A 17,623-nucleotide genomic window follows, 5' to 3' on the forward strand; every position below is an offset into this window, starting at 1 on the left:
GTCTCCTTAGCGGGTTAAAAAGGCGCGCCAGTGGGCGGCGACTTCAGCAAGCTGTTCACGCGATACGTCCAGATGCGTCACCAGACGCACGATTGGCGACGCGTTGATCAGCACGTCACGCGCCTTCATGTATTCGCCCATCGCCGCCGCGTTCTCTTCACCAACGCGGACAAACAGCATATTGGTGTCGTGACGCATAACATCCGCACCAGCTTCACGCAGTTGCTCCGCCATCCAGGCCGCGTTGTCGTGATCGTCCTGTAAACGTGCGACGTTATTCTTCAACGCGTACAGCCCGGCAGCAGCCAGAATACCCGCCTGACGCATACCGCCGCCGGTCATTTTGCGCCAGCGGATGGCGCGCTTAATGTAGTCCTGGTTGCCGACTAACAGTGAGCCTACCGGCGTCCCCAGACCTTTTGACAGGCAAATGGTGAATGAATCGCAGTATTGAGTAATGTCTTTCAGTTCGCAGCCGTAGGCGACGACCGCGTTAAAAATACGCGCGCCGTCAACGTGTAACGCCAGACCGCGCTCGCGGGTAAATTCCCACGCCTGTTTTAAATATTCGCGCGGCAGCACTTTACCGTTGTGGGTGTTTTCCAGACTGAGTAAGCGAGTGCGGGCAAAATGGATATCATCCGCCTTGATCTTCGCGGCGACCTTATCCAGCGGCAACGTACCGTCTGCGGCGGCATCAATGGGCTGCGGTTGAATGCTGCCCAGCACCGCCGCGCCGCCTGCCTCGTACAGATAGTTATGCGCGCCCTGACCGGCGATATACTCTTCGCCGCGTTCACAGTGGCTGAGCAGAGCGACCAGGTTAGCCTGAGTGCCGGTGGGTAAAAAAATCGCCGCGTCTTTGCCGGAAAGCTCAGCGGCGTATTGCTGGAGGGCGTTGACAGTTGGGTCATCTCCGTACACGTCATCCCCGACCGGGGCGGCCATCATCTCTTCGAGCATGGCACGACTCGGCCGGGTAACGGTATCACTACGTAAATCGATCATTGCACATCCCTATAGTTTAAAAGGCGATGTGCATTGTTTTACCTTAGCCAGTTGGTTTTCGCCAGTTCGATCACTTCATCACCGCGCCCGCTGATGATCGCGCGCAGCATATACAGGCTAAACCCTTTGGCCTGCTCCAGTTTGATTTGCGGCGGAATGGCCAGTTCTTCTTTCGCCACGACCACATCGACCAGTACCGGACCGTCGATAGACAGCGCGCGTTGCAGCGCCTCGTTGACGTCGGCGGCTTTTTCAACGCGGAGCCCTGTAATGCCGCAGGCTTCAGCAATGCGAGCGAAGTTCGTGTCGTGCAGTTCGGTGCCGTCGGTGAGGTAGCCGCCCGCTTTCATCTCCATTGCCACAAAGCCCAGCACGCTGTTGTTGAAAACAACAATTTTTACCGGCAGCTTCATCTGTACGACAGAGAGGAAATCGCCCATTAGCATACTGAATCCCCCATCGCCGCACATGGCGATCACCTGACGGCCCGGTTCGGTGGCCTGGGCGCCTAACGCCTGCGGCATGGCATTGGCCATTGAACCGTGGTTAAACGATCCCAGCAGACGGCGCTTACCGTTCATTTTCAGATAACGCGCCGCCCATACGGTCGGCGTGCCGACGTCGCAGGTAAAGATGGCGTCATCTGCGGCGAAATGGCTGATCTGCTGCGCCAGATATTGCGGGTGAATCGCTTTCTCGCTCGGTTTGGCTAAATCGTCCAGCCCTTTGCGCGCGTCGCGATAGTGCTCCAGCGCTTTATCAAGGAATTTACGATCGGTTTTTTCTTCCAGCATCGGCAATAACGCGGCGAGCGTGGAGCGAATATCGCCGACCAGCGCCATATCGACTTTACTGTGCGCGCCAATGCTTGCCGGGTTGATATCGATTTGAATGATTTTGGCGTTGGTCGGGTAAAAGGCGCGATAGGGAAACTGGGTGCCGAGCAGGATCAGGGTGTCAGCATTCATCATCGTATGGAAACCGGATGAGAAGCCGATCAATCCCGTCATGCCCACATCGTAAGGGTTGTCGTACTCTACATGCTCTTTGCCGCGCAGCGCATGAACAATTGGCGCTTTAATTTTGGCGGCGAATTCCACCAGCTCTTTATGCGCGCCCGCGCAGCCGCTGCCGCACATCAGGGCGATATTGCTGGAGTAACGTAATAGCTGTGCCAGTTTTTTCAGCTCTTCTTCGGCCGGGGTCACGATCGGCAGCGGGGCATGATACCAGTGGGTGCTGGCGCTTTCCGGCGCCGGTTTCAGCGCAACGTCGCCCGGCAGCACCACGACGGAGACGCCACGGTTAAGCACCGCTTTGCGCATGGCGATCGCCAGTACCTGCGGGATCTGCTCCGGGGTGGAAACCAGCTCGCAATAGTGGCTGCATTCGCGAAACAGCTCTTGTGGGTGGGTCTCCTGAAAGTAGCCGCTGCCGATTTCGCTGGAAGGAATGTGGGCGGCGATAGCCAGAACCGGGACGTGATTACGGTGGCAATCGAACAGACCGTTAATCAAATGCAGGTTGCCAGGCCCGCATGAACCCGCGCACACCGCCAGTTCACCGGTGAGTTGCGCTTCCGCGCCAGCGGCAAAGGCGGCGACCTCTTCATGGCGCGTCGACATCCAGTCAATCGTCCCCATCCGGTTCAGGCTGTCGCTCAGGCCGTTCAGGGAGTCGCCCGTCACGCCCCAGATACGTTTCACGCCAGCCTGTTCAAGTGTTTTTGCAATGTAAGCGGCAACGGTTTGTTTCATGGTTTTCCATCTCCTGTAATGTGATACCGGTTACAAGTTTAGATGAAGATAATCGTTACGCTTTGTCATCACCCCTTATTTTCAGCAGCTATATTTCAACCGACAGAACGCGTAATTTAATGGCAAACCAGTCGGAACCAGGAGTCAATTCAGATGGTTACAACGTTATTAAATGCAGTGAACCGTATGCTGACGCATGAAGATTTTGGCAAGTTTCTGTTACGCCTCGCGGTAGGGGGGCTGATGCTGTTTCACGGCCTGCATAAACTGTTCGACGGTATTGATGGCATTAGCAATATGCTGATTGCAAAAGGATTGCCCGGGTTTATCGCCTATGGCGTGCTGGTGGGCGAGGTGATTGCGCCTTGCCTGATTGTGCTGGGTATTCTTACGCGTCCTGCCGCGCTGGTGCTGGCATTGACGATGGTGGTGGCGTGGTTAATGGTCGGCACCGGGAAAACCTGGCAACTGGATGCCGTCGGCGCATGGGCGATAGAAAGTTTAGTTTATTTCTTTATTGGCGCGCTGGCGGTGGCGTTTCTGGGGGCGGGGCGGTTCTCTGTTGCGGGAAATTCGGCCTGGCGGTGAAGAATTGCCGGATGGCGGCGTAAATGCCTTACCCGGCCTGCCGAAAAATGGCAGGCCGGGTAAGCGAAGCGTCATCCGGCAATGAGAGCTTATGCCAGAATTAAATCGCCCTGCGGATGGCAGGAGCAGGCCAGCACATAACCGTCGGCGATTTCCGCATCGGTCAGCGTCATGGTGCTGCTGACCGTATATTCACCGGAAACCACTTTGGTTTTGCAGCAGCCGCACACGCCAGCACGACATGCCACGGTCACCGGAACTTTATTGCTTTCCAGCGCCTCCAGCAGCGTGGTGCCGACAGGCGCGTAAAACTCCTGCGCCGGTTGCAGTTTGGTGAACTTCAGACCCTCCGTTGCCGCTTCGGCAATTGGTGTAAAGAACTTCTCTTTAAAGAAGCGCGTTACGCCGAGCGCTTTCACTTCCTGCTCAACCATGTCCATATACGGCGCCGGGCCGCAGGTCATGACGGTGCGCGATGCCAGGTCCGGCACGTTTTTCAGTAATTCAGTGGTCAGGCGACCCGCCACGAAACCGTGGGTCGCATTGTTCTCCGCCACCAGCGTGACCGGGTACTGACGCCATTCCTCAGCGAAAATCACATCCTGCGGCGAACGCACGTTGAAGATCACCTGCACATCTGCCTGCGGGCGGTATTTTGCCAGCCAGCGACGCATCGACATAATTGGCGTGACGCCGCAACCGGCCGCCAGCATCAGGAACTTGTCTTCGGCTTTGTCTTCACAGATAAAGTCGCCCATCGCATCGGACAGCCAGATATAGTCGCCGCGTTTCACCTCGCGGGTTAACCACTGTGAACCTGCGCCTTCATCAATGCGACGGATCGTCAGCGTAATGTACTCGCTCACGCCCGGCGTGGACGAAATGGTGTAGGCCCGCAGCGTATCCGCAGAGTTGCGAACGCTGACCAGCGCATACTGACCGGCACGGTACGGATAGTGATCGTGACACAGTAATGAGAGAGTCCACACATCCGGGGTTTCCTGATGGATGTGATGTACCTGCATCCGCCACGGACACTGAGTGGTTGGCATCGTCATTCTAAAACTCCTTACGCGCTCAACAGTTGCTGCATATCTTCTTCAACGGTGGTGACCTGACGCAGGCCAAATTTCTCGTTGAGGACAGCCAGCAGATCCGGGGTGAAGAAACCTGGCGCAGTCGGCCCGGTTACGATGTTTTTCACGCCCAGAGACAACAGCGTCAGCAGGATGACGATCGCTTTCTGTTCGAACCAGGAGAGCACCAGAGACAGCGGCAGGTCGTTCACGCCACAGCCCAGTTTTTCTGCCAGCGTGACGGCCAGAATGATGGCGGAGTAAGCGTCGTTACACTGACCGGCGTCAACCAGACGCGGCAGACCTTCGATGTCGCCGAATTCCAGTTTGTTGAAGCGGTATTTACCACAGGCCAGCGTCAGAATCAGGCAGTCATCCGGTACGCTGGTCGCGAAATCGGTGAAGTAGTTACGTTCGCCACGCGCGCCGTCACAGCCGCCCACCAGGAAGATGTGACGCAGTTTTTCGCGGCTGACCAGGTCGATCAGGCTGTCTGCTGCGCCCAGCAGCGTCTGGCGACCGAAACCAACGGTGATCAGATGCGGGATTTCGCTGTATGGGAAACCTGCCATCTGCTGCGCCTGAGCGATAACCGGAGAGAAATCTTCGCCTTCCAGGTGGTTTACGCCCGGCCAACCGACGATGCTGCGCGTCCAGATACGGTCGTCATACGCGCCAACGGTCGGGTCAATGATGCAGTTAGAGGTCATCACGATAGGGCCAGGGAAGCGGGCGAATTCAACCTGCTGGTTCTGCCAGCCGCTGCCGTAGTTACCGACCAGGTGTTTGAATTTACGCAGTTCCGGGTAACCGTGCGCGGGCAGCATTTCACCGTGGGTATAGACGTTCACGCCAGTCCCTTCGGTCTGCTCCAGCAGGTTGTACAGATCTTTCAGGTCGTGACCGGAGATCAGGATGCACTTACCTTCAACCGCTTTCACGTTAACCTGAGTTGGGGTCGGGTGGCCGTATTTGGTGGTTTCACCGGCATCCAGGATGCTCATCACTTTGAAGTTCATCTGGCCGATTTCCATAGAACATTCCAGCAGAGCGTTCATATCGGAAGGCCAGGTGCCCAGCCACGCCATGATTTTGTGGTACTGCGCGTAGATGTCGTTGTCATACTGACCCAGAACGTGGGCGTGCTCCATGTACGCTGCCGCACCTTTCAGGCCATACAGGCAAAGCAGACGCAGGCCGAGGATGTTCTCGCCAATAGCGGCTTTGTCTTTGTTCGGGGTGAACTCGGCGGCCTGACGTTGCAAATCGCCCAGATCGTCGCTGACCAGTTGCAGGTCGGCCATCGGGTTGTTTACCGTAGCGCTTGCATCGATGTTCTGGCACTGCGCTTTCAGCGATTCGCGCAGGGCGATCGCTTCACGGGCATAGCCGACGATACGCGGAGAGTCGAAGTTAACGTTGGTCAGAGTGGAGAAAAATGCACGCGGGGCAAAGTTGTCAACGTCATGATCGATGATGCCATATTCACGGGCTTTAACAGCCCATGCAGACAGACCTTGCAGGGACGCAATCAGCAGATCCTGGAGATCGGACGTTTCCGCTGTTTTACCGCACATACCCTGCGCGTAGGAGCAGCCGTTCCCCGCCGGAGTACGGATGGTTTGTTCACATTGCACACAAAACATGGTCACACCTTTTTTAAAGTTATATTTAATATACATGTTTAAGGTTATGCCTGCGCGCAAAGGGATAAAAGTGATTTCTTACATAATTTACAGGGAGATTGATTTAGCGCAATTTTGGCGGCAGGGTTCTACCGCCAGGGAGGTATCAGGCTGAGAAAAAGGCCATCAGGATCGGCACCAGCAGGCTGAGGATAAAACCGTGAACGATGGCGGCAGGCACCATCTCCAGACCGCCTGTACGCTGAAGCACCGGCAACGTGAAGTCCATCGACGTGGCGCCGCATAACCCTAACGCGGTGGAGCGACTGCGACGAACCAGACCGGGGATCAGCATAATCGCTATCAGCTCGCGCGCCAGATCGTTAAAGAAAGCGGCGCTGCCAATTACCGGGCCGAACGATTCGGTCAATAAAATGCCGGACAGGGAATACCAGCCGAAACCTGATGCCATTGCCAGCGCGGTTTTGATCGGCAGGCCGAGAATGAGCGCATTGATGACTCCGCCGAGCATAGAGCTGGCGACCACCACCACGGCGACAATCATCCCCCGGCGATTCAGCACAATCTGTTTTAAGGTCATGCCATTGTTTCGCAACTGGATGCCGATCAGGAATAATAAGAAGATCAGCGTATATTCGCTGGCTTCCGTAGCGTGTTTGAGAAATGCCAGCCCGCTGAGGCCAAGCAGAAAACCCAGCACCACGACGCCGCATAATTTAAGTGACTCAAGCGCCATCGCGATACGTGAAGGTAATTTCTCCTGCTGGTGGTTGTGTCGCCACGGTAGCGAACGTTCCAGCCAGAATAATGCCGCGATGTTGCACAGCAAAATAACGGTAATACTGACAGCGGAATAATGAAAAATAGCGAGCAAATTACTGGCGAGATTATCCAGGAACGCCAGGCTGATCCCCATAAAAAAGAGAATGACGTAGACAATCCAGCTTAACAGCCGGTTGATCAGTTTTAATGCGGCCTGATGCTGAAGCGGAATGAGGTAGCCCACAATCAGTGGAACCAAAATGATTAAAAGTCCTGAAAACATGAACAACCGGGTCCTTTATATGCGAGACAGCGCAATGACACTACCCAATAAAGGCGGTCAGGTAAAGGAGCAAAAAAAGCCGGGTGGCGCTAACGCTTACCCGGCCTGCTTATTGTACTGTACCGCAGGTCGGGTAAGGCGTAGTCGCCACCCGACACCACGGACTTCACTCAATTAATCGCGTTTTTCAAGCAGCGTGCGGTACAGCACGCCACCCAGAATACCGCCGATAATCGGCATCACCCAGAACAGCCACAGTTGTTGTAATGCCCAACCGCCCTGGAAGATCGCAACCGCGGTGCTGCGCGCCGGGTTCACAGAGGTGTTGGTGACCGGAATACTGATCAGGTGAATCAGGGTTAACGCCAGACCAATGGCGATCGGGGCAAAACCCGCCGGGGCGTGTTTGTCCGTCGCGCCATGAATGACCAGCAGGAAACCGGCGGTCAGCACGATTTCAATGACGATGGCGGAAAGCATGGAATAACCGCCAGGGGAATGTTCGCCGTAACCGTTAGAGGCAAAACCGCTGGCAGCGGCATCAAAGCCTGCTTTACCGCTGGCAATCAGATACAGCACCGCCGCAGCAATAATACCGCCGACAACCTGAGCGATAATATAGCCAATGACCTCTTTTGCCGGAAAACGACCGCCAGCCCATAAACCTAATGTCACTGCCGGGTTAAAATGTCCGCCGGAAATATGACCTACGGCGAATGCCATTGTCAGTACGGTCAGACCAAAAGCCAGCGCGACACCCGCAAAACCAATTCCCAGTTCAGGGAATGCCGCAGCCAGAACGGCGCTTCCGCAGCCACCGAAAACGAGCCAGAATGTACCGAAACATTCGGCTGCTAATTTTCTAAACATAACCACCTCAAATAATAAAATTAACCACATTGAATATGCGGCTGTTTTTTTATCGTCATAAAAGGGTGACGACATAATGCAGGAAACTATATTTTAAGAACGAACGTCACCCAATCACCAGTTAAAAAAATTCAGTTAGTTTGATTTAGGGCAATGTGGTGTGAATCCTTGTTCTGATTTGTCTTAATAAAGAGTGTAGTGCACGGACTTAATGCTGCAATTATCACGCCATGCAACGGATTTTGTCGTTATACTGCGGAAAGGATAAGTTGTTCATTTCTGGAGGATACATGATTCTCGAACGCGTTGAGATTGTGGGTTTTCGCGGGATCAATCGATTATCGTTGATGCTGGAGCAAAACAACGTGCTGATTGGGGAGAACGCGTGGGGGAAATCCAGCCTGCTGGATGCCTTAACTCTGCTGCTGTCGCCAGAATCGGAACTGTATCATTTCATCCGCGAGGATTTCTGGTTTCCCCCCGGAGATATTCAGGGACGTGAACATCATCTGCATATTATCCTCACTTTCCGTGAATCTCAGCCTGGCCGCCATCGGGTGCGTCGATACCGCCCGCTGGAGGCATGCTGGTCTCCCTGTCAGGATGGTTTTCACCGTATTTTCTACCGCCTGGAGGGGGAGAGCGCGGCAGATGGCAGCGTGATGACGCTGCGCAGCTTCCTTGATGGCGACGGCCACCCGCTACCGATCGATGATATTAATCGCCAGGCACACCATCTCATTCGTTTGATGCCGGTACTGCGCCTGCGCGATGCGCGCTTTATGCGACGCATCCGTAATGGTACGGTGCCCGATGTTCCCGATGTTGAAGTTACCGCCTGCCAGCTGGACTTTCTGGCGCGAGAGCTGGCGACCCGTCCACAGAATTTAACGGACGGGCAGATCCGCCAGGGGCTTTCGGCGATGGTACAGCTGCTGGAGCACTACTTTTCCGAGCAAGGCTCGGGGCAATCCCGTCATCGGTTGATGCGTCGCCGTTCGAACAACGAGCAGCGTAGCTGGCGCTATCTGGACATTATTAACCGGATGATCGACAAACCCGGCGGCCGCACGCATCGCGTGATCCTGCTGGGGCTGTTCTCCACGCTGTTACAGGCAAAAGGGACGCTGCGGCTGGATAAAGATGCCCGACCATTATTATTGGTTGAAGACCCGGAAACGCGTCTGCATCCGATTATGCTGTCGGTGGCATGGCAGTTGTTGAATCTTTTACCGCTGCAACGTGTGGCAACGACCAATTCCGGCGAGCTGCTGTCGCTGACGCCTGTGGAGCACGTTGTTCGTCTGGTGCGTGAATCTTCACGGGTCGCGGCCTGGCGACTGGGGCCTGGCGGGCTGAGCGCGGAAGATGGTCGCCGCATCGCCTTTCATATTCGTTTTAACCGGGCCTCGTCGCTGTTTTCCCGCTGCTGGCTGCTGGTGGAGGGCGAAACGGAAACCTGGGTTATCAACGAACTGGCGCGCCAGTGTGGGCACCACTTCGATGCCGAAGGGATTAAAGTGATCGAATTCGCCCAGTCTGGCCTGAGACCGCTGGTAAAATTCGCCCGCCGGATGGGGATTGAGTGGCATGTGCTGGTGGATGGCGACGAAGCCGGGAAAAAATATGCCGCAACGGTGCGCGGTTTGCTGAATAACGACCGGGAAGAAGAGCGTGAGCACCTGACGGCATTGCCTGCTCTGGATATGGAACATTTTATGTATCGGTCAGGATTTGCTGATGTCTTTCATCGGGTGGCGCAAATACCGGAAAACGTTCCAATGAATATGCGGAAAATTATCTCGAAGGCGATCCACCGCTCGTCAAAGCCTGATTTAGCCATTGAAGTGGCGATGGAGGCAGGGAGACGCGGCGTTGACGCGGTGCCGACGCTGTTCAAAAAAATGTTCTCCCGCGTACTCTGGCTGGCGCGCGGGAGAGCGGATTAACGGCGAAACAGCCGCGACATCTGTGGCGGAATGCAGTCCAGCAATGGATAGCGACGGCGATATTCGGCGCGTTTTTCAGTGTTTGTTTATTTACCGTTAAGGTTTATCTTCCCACTCTGGTGGATATCTCGGGGAATGTTGGATCGTTATGAAGCTCAAGGGAAAAATGAAAAAGCGCTATCTTCTCATCGCCCTCATTATCATCGTGGCGATGTTTACGCTCTGGCGAACGTTAAATGCGCCGCTACCCCACTATCAAACGCTGATTGTCCGTCCGGGCGACCTCCAGCAGAGTGTGCTGGCGACGGGGAAACTGGATGCGCTGCGCAAAGTGGATGTTGGGGCGCAGGTCAGTGGCCAGCTTAAAACGCTGTCGGTCGCAATTGGCGACAAGGTGAAAAAAGATCAGCTGCTTGGCGTTATCGATCCTGAACAGGCGGAAAACCAGATCAAAGAGGTGGAAGCCACGCTGATGGAATTACGCGCTCAGCGCCGACAGGCTGAAGCCGAGTGGAAACTGGCGCGCGTCACCCTGTCACGCCAGCAACAGCTGGCGAAAACCCAGGCGATTTCGCGACAGGAACTGGATACGGCCGCGACGGAAATGGCCGTCAAACAGGCGCAGATCGGCACGATTGACGCGCAGATTAAACGTAATCAGGCTTCTCTTGATACGGCAAAAACCAACCTGGATTACACCCGCATTGTCGCCCCGATGGCAGGCGAGGTGACGCAAATCACCACCTTGCAGGGACAGACGGTGATTGCCGCTCAACAGGCGCCAAATATCCTGACGCTGGCGGATATGAGCACCATGCTGGTGAAGGCGCAGGTTTCCGAAGCGGACGTTATTCACCTGCGTCCCGGACAAAAAGCCTGGTTTACCGTGCTGGGCGACCCTCAGACCCGCTATGAAGGCGCGCTGAAAGATGTCCTGCCCACGCCTGAAAAAGTGAACGACGCTATTTTCTATTACGCGCGTTTTGAAGTTCCTAACCCGAAAGGGATTTTGCGCCTGGACATGACCGCACAGGTGCATATTCAGCTCACAGACATTAAAAACGTGCTGACGATTCCGCTGGCGGCGCTTGGCGACCCGGTCGGCAATAACCGCTACAAAGTCACGCTGTTGCGTAACGGCGAAACCCGTGAACGTGAGGTGTCGATTGGCGCGCGTAACGATACCGACGTGGAGATCGTCAAGGGACTGGAAGAGGGCGATGAGGTGGTGATCAGCGAGAGCAAACCTGGAGCCGCGCAATGACGGCATTGCTTGAGCTGAGCAATATTCGCCGCAGTTATCCGTCAGGTGAAGAACAGGTCGAGGTGCTGAAGGGCATCTCCCTGCAAATTCATGCCGGAGAGATGGTGGCGATTGTCGGCGCGTCCGGCTCCGGTAAATCGACCCTGATGAATATCCTCGGCTGTCTGGATAAACCCACCAGCGGCACCTATCGGATTGCGGGGCGGGATGTCTCCACGCTCGACAGCGACGCGCTGGCGCAACTTCGCCGCGAACATTTTGGTTTTATCTTCCAGCGTTATCATTTGCTCTCACATCTGACGGCGGCGCAAAACGTTGAGGTACCCGCCGTTTATGCCGGTACGGAGCGCAAACGACGGCTGGAGCGGGCCGAAGAGTTGCTGCAACGGCTGGGGCTGGGCGATCGGGTGGATTATCAGCCTTCGCAGCTCTCCGGCGGGCAACAGCAGCGGGTGAGTATTGCGCGCGCGCTGATGAACGGCGGGCAGGTGATCCTCGCCGATGAACCGACGGGGGCGCTCGACAGCCATTCCGGTGATGAAGTGATGGCGATTCTGCATCAACTGCGCGATCGGGGGCATACGGTCATTATCGTGACCCACGATCCGCAGGTTGCCGCTCAGGCCGAACGGGTGATTGAAATCCACGATGGCGAGATCGTGCGTAATCCGCCGTCGCAGAAAACGCAAGCGGGGCAAGGTATCGCGGCGCCCGTCGTCAAAACGGCCTCCGGCTGGAGCCAGTTTGTCAGCGGATTTCGTGAGGCGCTCACGATGGCGTGGCTGGCGATGGCCGCCAATAAAATGCGCACCTTGCTCACCATGCTGGGGATTATTATCGGGATTGCGTCGGTGGTGTCGATCGTGGTGGTCGGCGATGCGGCAAAACAGATGGTGCTGGCGGATATTCGCGCCATTGGCACCAATACTATCGATATTTACCCCGGTAAAGACTTCGGCGACGACGATCCGCAATATCAGCAGGCGCTGAAATATGACGATCTGAACGCGATTCAGAAGCAGCCGTGGGTAACGTCCGCGACGCCTGCCGTATCGCAAAATCTGCGGCTTCGCTACGGCAACATCGACGTGGCCGCCAGCGCCAATGGCGTCAGCGGCGACTATTTTAACGTCTACGGCATGACCTTTAGCGAGGGGAACACGTTCAACAGAGAGCAGTTGAATGGCCGGGCACAGGTGGTGGTGCTCGACAGCAACACGCGGCGTCAACTTTTCCCCAATAAAGCGAAAGTGGTGGGCGAAGTGATCCTGGTCGGTAATATGCCTGCAACGGTGATCGGCGTGGCCGAAGAGAAACAGTCTATGTTCGGCAGCAGTAAGATCCTCCGCGTCTGGCTGCCGTACAGCACGATGTCCGGGCGGGTGATGGGGCAGTCATGGCTGAACTCCATCACCGTTCGGGTGAAAGAGGGATTTGACAGCGCGCAGGCTGAGCAGCAGCTTACCCGCCTGCTGACGCTGCGCCACGGGAAGAAGGATTTCTTTACCTGGAATATGGACGGCGTCTTGAAAACCGCCGAAAAGACCACACGTACTCTTCAACTGTTCCTGACGCTGGTTGCGGTGATCTCATTGGTGGTTGGGGGGATCGGCGTAATGAACATTATGCTGGTTTCCGTCACTGAACGAACCCGGGAGATTGGCATCCGTATGGCGGTAGGCGCGCGCGCCAGCGATGTGCTGCAACAGTTCTTAATTGAAGCGGTGCTGGTGTGTCTGGTCGGCGGCGCGTTGGGGATCGGGCTGTCGATGCTGATCGCCTTTACGCTACAGATGTTTTTACCCGGCTGGGAAATCGGCTTCTCGCCCGTCGCGCTCCTGACGGCGTTCTTGTGCTCGACGTTTACCGGGATACTGTTTGGCTGGTTGCCCGCACGTAATGCGGCACGACTCGATCCGGTAGATGCGCTGGCGCGGGAGTGAATCTTGCCGGATGTTTGTCCGCCGGGTAAGGCGCGTCAGCGTCGCCATCCGGCAAAAAGCAATGGCGCAGAAATAAAAATGCCAGCCGATCGGACTGGCATTTTGACTGCGGGATGTACACAATGAGACAGAAGAGCTATGCAACGGCTTCTGCTTCGATGGGCACGATGACACTGGCATGATTGCCTTTTGGCCCCTGGTGGACATCAAACCGGACAGACTGCCCGGCTTTAAGCGTTCTGTAACCATCCATTTGAATGGTGGAGTAATGGGCGAAAATATCTTCGCCGCCGCCTTCAGGGCAGATGAAACCAAACCCTTTGGCATTGTTGAACCACTTTACAGTACCCGTTTCCATGCTTCGACATCCTTCGTAAATCTTATATAAGTAAGATGGAATGAACCGGTGGCGGAGTGGGGGCTGTTCAAAACCTCGCCAACTCTCGAAACTACAATTTAGAGAAATCAGGCGGGGCGTCAAGCGCCAGGCGGGGTGGATGGGGTAAAAATGAATCAAAAATTTGAAGCAGTTAACGCTATTGCCGGTAATGTGACAGATGTCGCGGATGACAGAGATAGATGATAGTTATCTATTAATTGGGGTAGATTGATTGTGTGCATAGGCTCTTGTCAGCGGCAGTACGTTCTGCCGGTAACCGTAACCGAAGATGACGACTGACAATGGGTAAGACGAACGATTGGCTGGATTTTGACCAGCTGGCGGAAGATAAGGTGCGCGACGCGCTAAAACCGCCATCTATGTATAAAGTGATATTAGTCAATGATGATTACACTCCAATGGAGTTTGTTATTGACGTGTTACAAAAATTCTTTTCTTATGATGTAGAACGTGCAACGCAACTGATGCTTGCGGTTCACTATCAAGGTAAAGCTATCTGCGGCGTATTTACCGCCGAGGTCGCGGAGACCAAAGTGGCGATGGTGAACAAGTATGCGAGGGAGAACGAGCATCCGTTGCTGTGTACGCTGGAAAAAGCCTGAATGCAGGCGTAAAAATTGGGGGAGGTGCCTATGCTCAATCAAGAACTGGAACTCAGTTTAAACATGGCTTTCGCCAGAGCGCGCGAGCACCGACATGAGTTTATGACCGTCGAGCACTTGTTACTGGCGTTGCTCAGTAACCCATCGGCCCGCGAAGCGCTGGAAGCGTGCTCCGTGGATTTGGTGGCGCTCCGTCAGGAACTTGAAGCCTTCATTGAACAAACCACACCCGTACTGCCTGCCAGCGAAGAAGAGCGCGACACACAGCCGACGTTGAGTTTTCAGCGCGTGCTGCAACGTGCGGTCTTTCACGTTCAGTCCTCCGGGCGCAGTGAGGTAACTGGCGCGAATGTGCTGGTGGCTATCTTCAGCGAACAGGAATCCCAGGCGGCCTATCTGCTGCGTAAGCATGAAGTCAGCCGCCTCGACGTGGTGAACTTTATTTCTCATGGGACGCGAAAGGACGAGCCGAGTCAGTCTTCTGACCCCGGCAATCAGCCAAATAGCGAAGAACAAGTTGGCGGGGAGGAACGTATGGAGAACTTCACGACTAACCTTAACCAGCTTGCTCGCGTGGGCGGAATCGATCCGCTGATTGGTCGTGAAAAAGAGCTGGAGCGTGCCATTCAGGTGCTGTGTCGCCGCCGGAAAAATAACCCGCTGCTGGTGGGTGAGTCCGGCGTCGGTAAGACGGCGATTGCCGAAGGTCTGGCCTGGCGTATTGTCCAGGGCGATGTGCCGGAAGTGATGGCGGATTGCACCCTCTACTCGCTGGATATCGGCTCGCTGCTGGCGGGCACCAAGTATCGCGGCGATTTCGAAAAACGTTTTAAAGCGCTGCTCAAACAGCTGGAACAGGACACCAACAGCATCCTGTTTATTGATGAGATCCACACCATTATCGGTGCGGGTGCGGCGTCGGGCGGCCAGGTGGATGCCGCAAACCTGATTAAACCGCTGCTCTCCAGCGGTAAGATCCGCGTGATTGGTTCCACGACGTATCAGGAATTCAGCAACATTTTCGAGAAAGACCGCGCGTTAGCGCGTCGCTTCCAGAAAATTGATATCACTGAGCCGTCCGTGGATGAGACTGTGCAGATCATCAACGGTCTGAAACCGAAGTACGAAGCGCACCACGATGTTCGCTACACGGCGAAAGCGGTGCGTGCGGCGGTAGAGCTGGCGGTGAAATACATCAACGACCGTCATCTGCCGGATAAGGCGATTGACGTCATCGACGAAGCCGGTGCGCGTGCTCGTCTGATGCCGGTCAGCAAGCGCAAGAAAACCGTCAACGTGGCGGATATTGAGTCCGTTGTGGCGCGCATCGCGCGTATTCCTGAGAAGAGCGTCTCGCAGAGCGATCGCGATACGCTGAAAAACCTCGGAGACCGCCTGAAAATGCTGGTCTTCGGGCAGGATAAGGCAATTGAAGCGCTGACCGAAGCGATCAAAATGAGCCGTGCGGGTCTCGGTCATGAACATAAACCTGTCGGTTCGTTCCTGTTCGCGGGGCCTACCGGGGTAGGGAAAACCGAGGTAACGGTACAGCTTTCCAAAGCGCTGGGTATTGAGCTGCTGCGGTTTGATATGTCCGAGTATATGGAACGCCACACCGTAAGCCGCCTGATCGGCGCGCCTCCGGGATATGTCGGTTTCGACCAGGGCGGTCTGCTGACCGATGCGGTTATCAAACATCCACATGCAGTTCTGCTGCTGGATGAAATTGAGAAGGCGCATCCAGATGTCTTTAACCTGCTGTTGCAGGTGATGGACAACGGCACGCTGACGGACAACAACGGGCGTAAAGCGGATTTCCGCAACGTGGTGCTGGTGATGACCACCAACGCCGGTGTGCGTGAAACTGAGCGTAAATCGATTGGCCTCATCCATCAGGACAACAGTACGGACGCGATGGGTGAAATCAAGAAAGTGTTTACGCCGGAGTTCCGTAACCGTCTCGACAACATTATCTGGTTCGATCACCTGTCTACTGAAGTGATCCATCAGGTTGTCGATAAGTTTATTGTCGAGTTGCAGGTTCAACTGGATCAGAAAGGCGTTTCCCTGGAAGTGAGTCAGGAAGCGCGTGACTGGCTGGCTGAGAAAGGCTATGACCGCGCGATGGGCGCACGTCCAATGACGCGCGTCGTCCAGGACAACCTGAAAAAACCGCTGGCAAACGAGCTGCTGTTCGGTTCGCTGGTTGGCGGCGGCCAGGTGACCGTTGCGCTGGATAAAGAGAAAAATGAGCTGACGTATGGCTTCCAGAGTGCGCAAAAGCACAAACCGGAAGCCGCGCATTAATCTCGTAACCGGTAAAATCTGAACGCCAGTCGCGTTCAGATAAACTCGCTAAAATCCGTAATCTCTTTTGAGGTTACGGATTTTTTTTGCCGCCATGCCCCGGATACCTGGAAACCCTTTTTTTGAGTGTTTTTTAACGCTATGATTTTTATGTGTTTATATTAGGTGGCGATAAAAGGGTATTTAATCATTTCGTTGATATTTTTCTTTATTAACACCATGATAGCGACGAACAGATTCAGTTCACTGCCGTACAGGCAGCTTAGAAATCAGCAGAATCAATAAGGTTCTGGTCACGAAACGTTCACTGCCGTACAGGCAGCTTAGAAAGTTGCGAAGAACGTCTGGCACTGGCTGTTAAAGTTCACTGCCGTACAGGCAGCTTAGAAAACAATTAACAACGACAGGCCAGCCTCCTCTTTGTTCACTGCCGTACAGGCAGCTTAGAAACATACAAGACGGTAGGGAACTGAAAAGAAGAAAGTTCACTGCCGTACAGGCAGCTTAGAAATGAAAGCATGGCGTTCACTTTCCGGTAACATTGTTCACTGCCGTACAGGCAGCTTAGAAAAATATCTGCAGATGATCCGGATCTGGCCAGATGTTCACTGCCGTACAGGCAGCTTAGAAAATTTAGCGAGCGCACCAGCGCTGGCCATGATGGTTCACTGCCGTACAGGCAGCTTAGAAACGGACGAGCCGCTGGCAAATTTTGGCGTAGTTTGTTCACTGCCGTACAGGCAGCTTAGAAATGAAACCGACAGACAGCAATGGCGCGTTAGTTGTTCACTGCCGTACAGGCAGCTTAGAAAGCTCGTTATTAAAAGAGATTAATTTTGAGACCGTTCACTGCCGTACAGGCAGCTTAGAAATCTTCGTCATCACTTTCATCATCAGGAAAAGAAGTTCACTGCCGTACAGGCAGCTTAGAAATCAACCGGCGGTATCGCGTCCGGGTCTGCTGGGTTCACTGCCGTACAGGCAGCTTAGAAAGAGATGGCCGGGGGAATCGGACACCAGTTTAAGTTCACTGCCGTACAGGCAGCTTAGAAAACCAACAAAGGGTGATATCGATACCGGAAGCCGTTCACTGCCGTACAGGCAGCTTAGAAATGGCGCGCGTGACTGGCCCATCAAGGCAGACTGTTCACTGCCGTACAGGCAGCTT

General features: G+C 54.8%; 14 protein-coding genes and 1 CRISPR repeat array (1 of these 15 running past the window's edge). Of the genes, 7 read left to right on the top strand and 7 right to left on the bottom strand.

The features are described from left to right. Nucleotides 1–6: 6 nt before the first annotated feature. Nucleotides 7–1,008, bottom strand: a complete 1,002-nt coding sequence (gene ltaE / locus OGV83_RS07650; RefSeq protein WP_047457837.1) for a low-specificity L-threonine aldolase — start codon at nucleotides 1,006–1,008, stop codon at nucleotides 7–9. 38 nt (nucleotides 1,009–1,046) lie between these two features. Continuing rightward, entirely contained in the window at nucleotides 1,047–2,765 is a 1,719-nt protein-coding gene (poxB, locus tag OGV83_RS07655; RefSeq protein WP_286463371.1) for a ubiquinone-dependent pyruvate dehydrogenase, read from the bottom strand. A gap of 153 nt (nucleotides 2,766–2,918) precedes the next feature. Here poxB and OGV83_RS07660 point away from each other — a divergent pair, with 153 nt between their 5' ends. Next, on the top strand, nucleotides 2,919–3,353 hold the full coding sequence (locus tag OGV83_RS07660; protein ID WP_024130489.1) for a DoxX family protein: 435 nt from the start codon (nucleotides 2,919–2,921) through the stop codon (nucleotides 3,351–3,353). Between the two features lie 89 nt (nucleotides 3,354–3,442). On the opposite strand, the gene hcr is transcribed toward OGV83_RS07660, so the two are convergent. The 4 genes from hcr to aqpZ form a co-directional block, all read right to left on the bottom strand. Next, nucleotides 3,443–4,411 carry an NADH oxidoreductase gene (hcr, locus tag OGV83_RS07665; RefSeq protein ID WP_286463373.1) on the bottom strand — a complete coding sequence of 323 codons (969 nt, stop codon included), beginning with the start codon at nucleotides 4,409–4,411 and terminating at the stop codon, nucleotides 3,443–3,445. A gap of 11 nt (nucleotides 4,412–4,422) precedes the next feature. Further along, complete coding sequence (gene hcp, locus OGV83_RS07670) at nucleotides 4,423–6,075, bottom strand: hydroxylamine reductase (protein ID WP_071260105.1); 1,653 nt, start codon at nucleotides 6,073–6,075, stop codon at nucleotides 4,423–4,425. 145 nt (nucleotides 6,076–6,220) lie between these two features. Continuing rightward, on the bottom strand, nucleotides 6,221–7,120 hold the full coding sequence (locus OGV83_RS07675) for a LysO family transporter (protein WP_012133055.1): 900 nt from the start codon (nucleotides 7,118–7,120) through the stop codon (nucleotides 6,221–6,223). Nucleotides 7,121–7,294: 174 nt separating this feature from the next. Then, a complete protein-coding gene (gene aqpZ / locus OGV83_RS07680; RefSeq protein ID WP_024130486.1) occupies nucleotides 7,295–7,990 on the bottom strand; it encodes an aquaporin Z in 696 nt (231 codons plus the stop codon). Nucleotides 7,991–8,280: 290 nt separating this feature from the next. Here aqpZ and OGV83_RS07685 point away from each other — a divergent pair, with 290 nt between their 5' ends. The 3 genes from OGV83_RS07685 (at nucleotide 8,281) to macB (ending at nucleotide 13,146) form a co-directional block, all read left to right on the top strand. Further along, nucleotides 8,281–9,939 (top strand): ATP-dependent endonuclease, encoded by a 1,659-nt coding sequence (locus tag OGV83_RS07685; RefSeq protein WP_275166482.1) that lies wholly within the window; start codon nucleotides 8,281–8,283, stop codon nucleotides 9,937–9,939. Between the two features lie 166 nt (nucleotides 9,940–10,105). After that, nucleotides 10,106–11,203: a macrolide transporter subunit MacA gene (macA, locus tag OGV83_RS07690; RefSeq protein WP_371417097.1), complete on the top strand. Its 1,098-nt coding sequence runs from the start codon at nucleotides 10,106–10,108 to the stop codon at nucleotides 11,201–11,203. After that, on the top strand, nucleotides 11,200–13,146 hold the full coding sequence (gene macB, locus OGV83_RS07695) for a macrolide ABC transporter ATP-binding protein/permease MacB (RefSeq protein WP_286463377.1): 1,947 nt from the start codon (nucleotides 11,200–11,202) through the stop codon (nucleotides 13,144–13,146). The genes macA and macB overlap by 4 nt, the downstream gene beginning before the upstream one ends. 136 nt (nucleotides 13,147–13,282) lie before the next feature. Here the strand turns inward: macB and cspD are convergent, their stop codons facing one another. Continuing rightward, nucleotides 13,283–13,504, bottom strand: a complete 222-nt coding sequence (gene cspD / locus OGV83_RS07700; RefSeq protein WP_000447499.1) for a cold shock-like protein CspD — start codon at nucleotides 13,502–13,504, stop codon at nucleotides 13,283–13,285. 150 nt (nucleotides 13,505–13,654) lie between these two features. Here cspD and OGV83_RS07705 point away from each other — a divergent pair, with 150 nt between their 5' ends. The 3 genes from OGV83_RS07705 to clpA all read left to right on the top strand — a co-directional run bounded on the left by OGV83_RS07705 (nucleotide 13,655) and on the right by clpA (nucleotide 16,455). Then, entirely contained in the window at nucleotides 13,655–13,729 is a 75-nt protein-coding gene (locus tag OGV83_RS07705; RefSeq protein ID WP_213164981.1) for a hypothetical protein, read from the top strand. A 98-nt stretch (nucleotides 13,730–13,827) separates the two neighbouring features. Continuing rightward, complete coding sequence (gene clpS / locus OGV83_RS07710) at nucleotides 13,828–14,148, top strand: ATP-dependent Clp protease adapter ClpS (protein WP_012133050.1); 321 nt, start codon at nucleotides 13,828–13,830, stop codon at nucleotides 14,146–14,148. Between the two features lie 30 nt (nucleotides 14,149–14,178). Beyond that, complete coding sequence (gene clpA, locus OGV83_RS07715; RefSeq protein ID WP_012133049.1) at nucleotides 14,179–16,455, top strand: ATP-dependent Clp protease ATP-binding subunit ClpA; 2,277 nt, start codon at nucleotides 14,179–14,181, stop codon at nucleotides 16,453–16,455. Between the two features lie 241 nt (nucleotides 16,456–16,696). Beyond that, a CRISPR array of direct repeats spans nucleotides 16,697–17,623; the repeat unit is 28 nt; unit sequence GTTCACTGCCGTACAGGCAGCTTAGAAA (it continues 848 nt past the right edge of the window).

The sequence above is a fragment of the Citrobacter sp. CK189 genome, from assembly GCF_030333505.1.
GTDB classification, from domain to species: Bacteria; Pseudomonadota; Gammaproteobacteria; order Enterobacterales; family Enterobacteriaceae; genus Citrobacter_B; species Citrobacter_B koseri.

What these genes read in the sequence shown, in the direction of transcription:
- ltaE (WP_047457837.1), bottom strand. Translation starts at nt 1,008, where the DNA reads ATGATCGATTTACGTAGTGATACCGTTACCCGGCCGAGTCGTGCCATG.
- poxB (WP_286463371.1), bottom strand. Translation starts at nt 2,765, where the DNA reads ATGAAACAAACCGTTGCCGCTTACATTGCAAAAACACTTGAACAGGCT.
- OGV83_RS07660 (WP_024130489.1), top strand. Translation starts at nt 2,919, where the DNA reads ATGGTTACAACGTTATTAAATGCAGTGAACCGTATGCTGACGCATGAA.
- hcr (WP_286463373.1), bottom strand. Translation starts at nt 4,411, where the DNA reads ATGACGATGCCAACCACTCAGTGTCCGTGGCGGATGCAGGTACATCAC.
- hcp (WP_071260105.1), bottom strand. Translation starts at nt 6,075, where the DNA reads ATGTTTTGTGTGCAATGTGAACAAACCATCCGTACTCCGGCGGGGAAC.
- OGV83_RS07675 (WP_012133055.1), bottom strand. Translation starts at nt 7,120, where the DNA reads ATGTTTTCAGGACTTTTAATCATTTTGGTTCCACTGATTGTGGGCTAC.
- aqpZ (WP_024130486.1), bottom strand. Translation starts at nt 7,990, where the DNA reads ATGTTTAGAAAATTAGCAGCCGAATGTTTCGGTACATTCTGGCTCGTT.
- OGV83_RS07685 (WP_275166482.1), top strand. Translation starts at nt 8,281, where the DNA reads ATGATTCTCGAACGCGTTGAGATTGTGGGTTTTCGCGGGATCAATCGA.
- macA (WP_371417097.1), top strand. Translation starts at nt 10,106, where the DNA reads ATGAAAAAGCGCTATCTTCTCATCGCCCTCATTATCATCGTGGCGATG.
- macB (WP_286463377.1), top strand. Translation starts at nt 11,200, where the DNA reads ATGACGGCATTGCTTGAGCTGAGCAATATTCGCCGCAGTTATCCGTCA.
- cspD (WP_000447499.1), bottom strand. Translation starts at nt 13,504, where the DNA reads ATGGAAACGGGTACTGTAAAGTGGTTCAACAATGCCAAAGGGTTTGGT.
- clpS (WP_012133050.1), top strand. Translation starts at nt 13,828, where the DNA reads ATGGGTAAGACGAACGATTGGCTGGATTTTGACCAGCTGGCGGAAGAT.
- clpA (WP_012133049.1), top strand. Translation starts at nt 14,179, where the DNA reads ATGCTCAATCAAGAACTGGAACTCAGTTTAAACATGGCTTTCGCCAGA.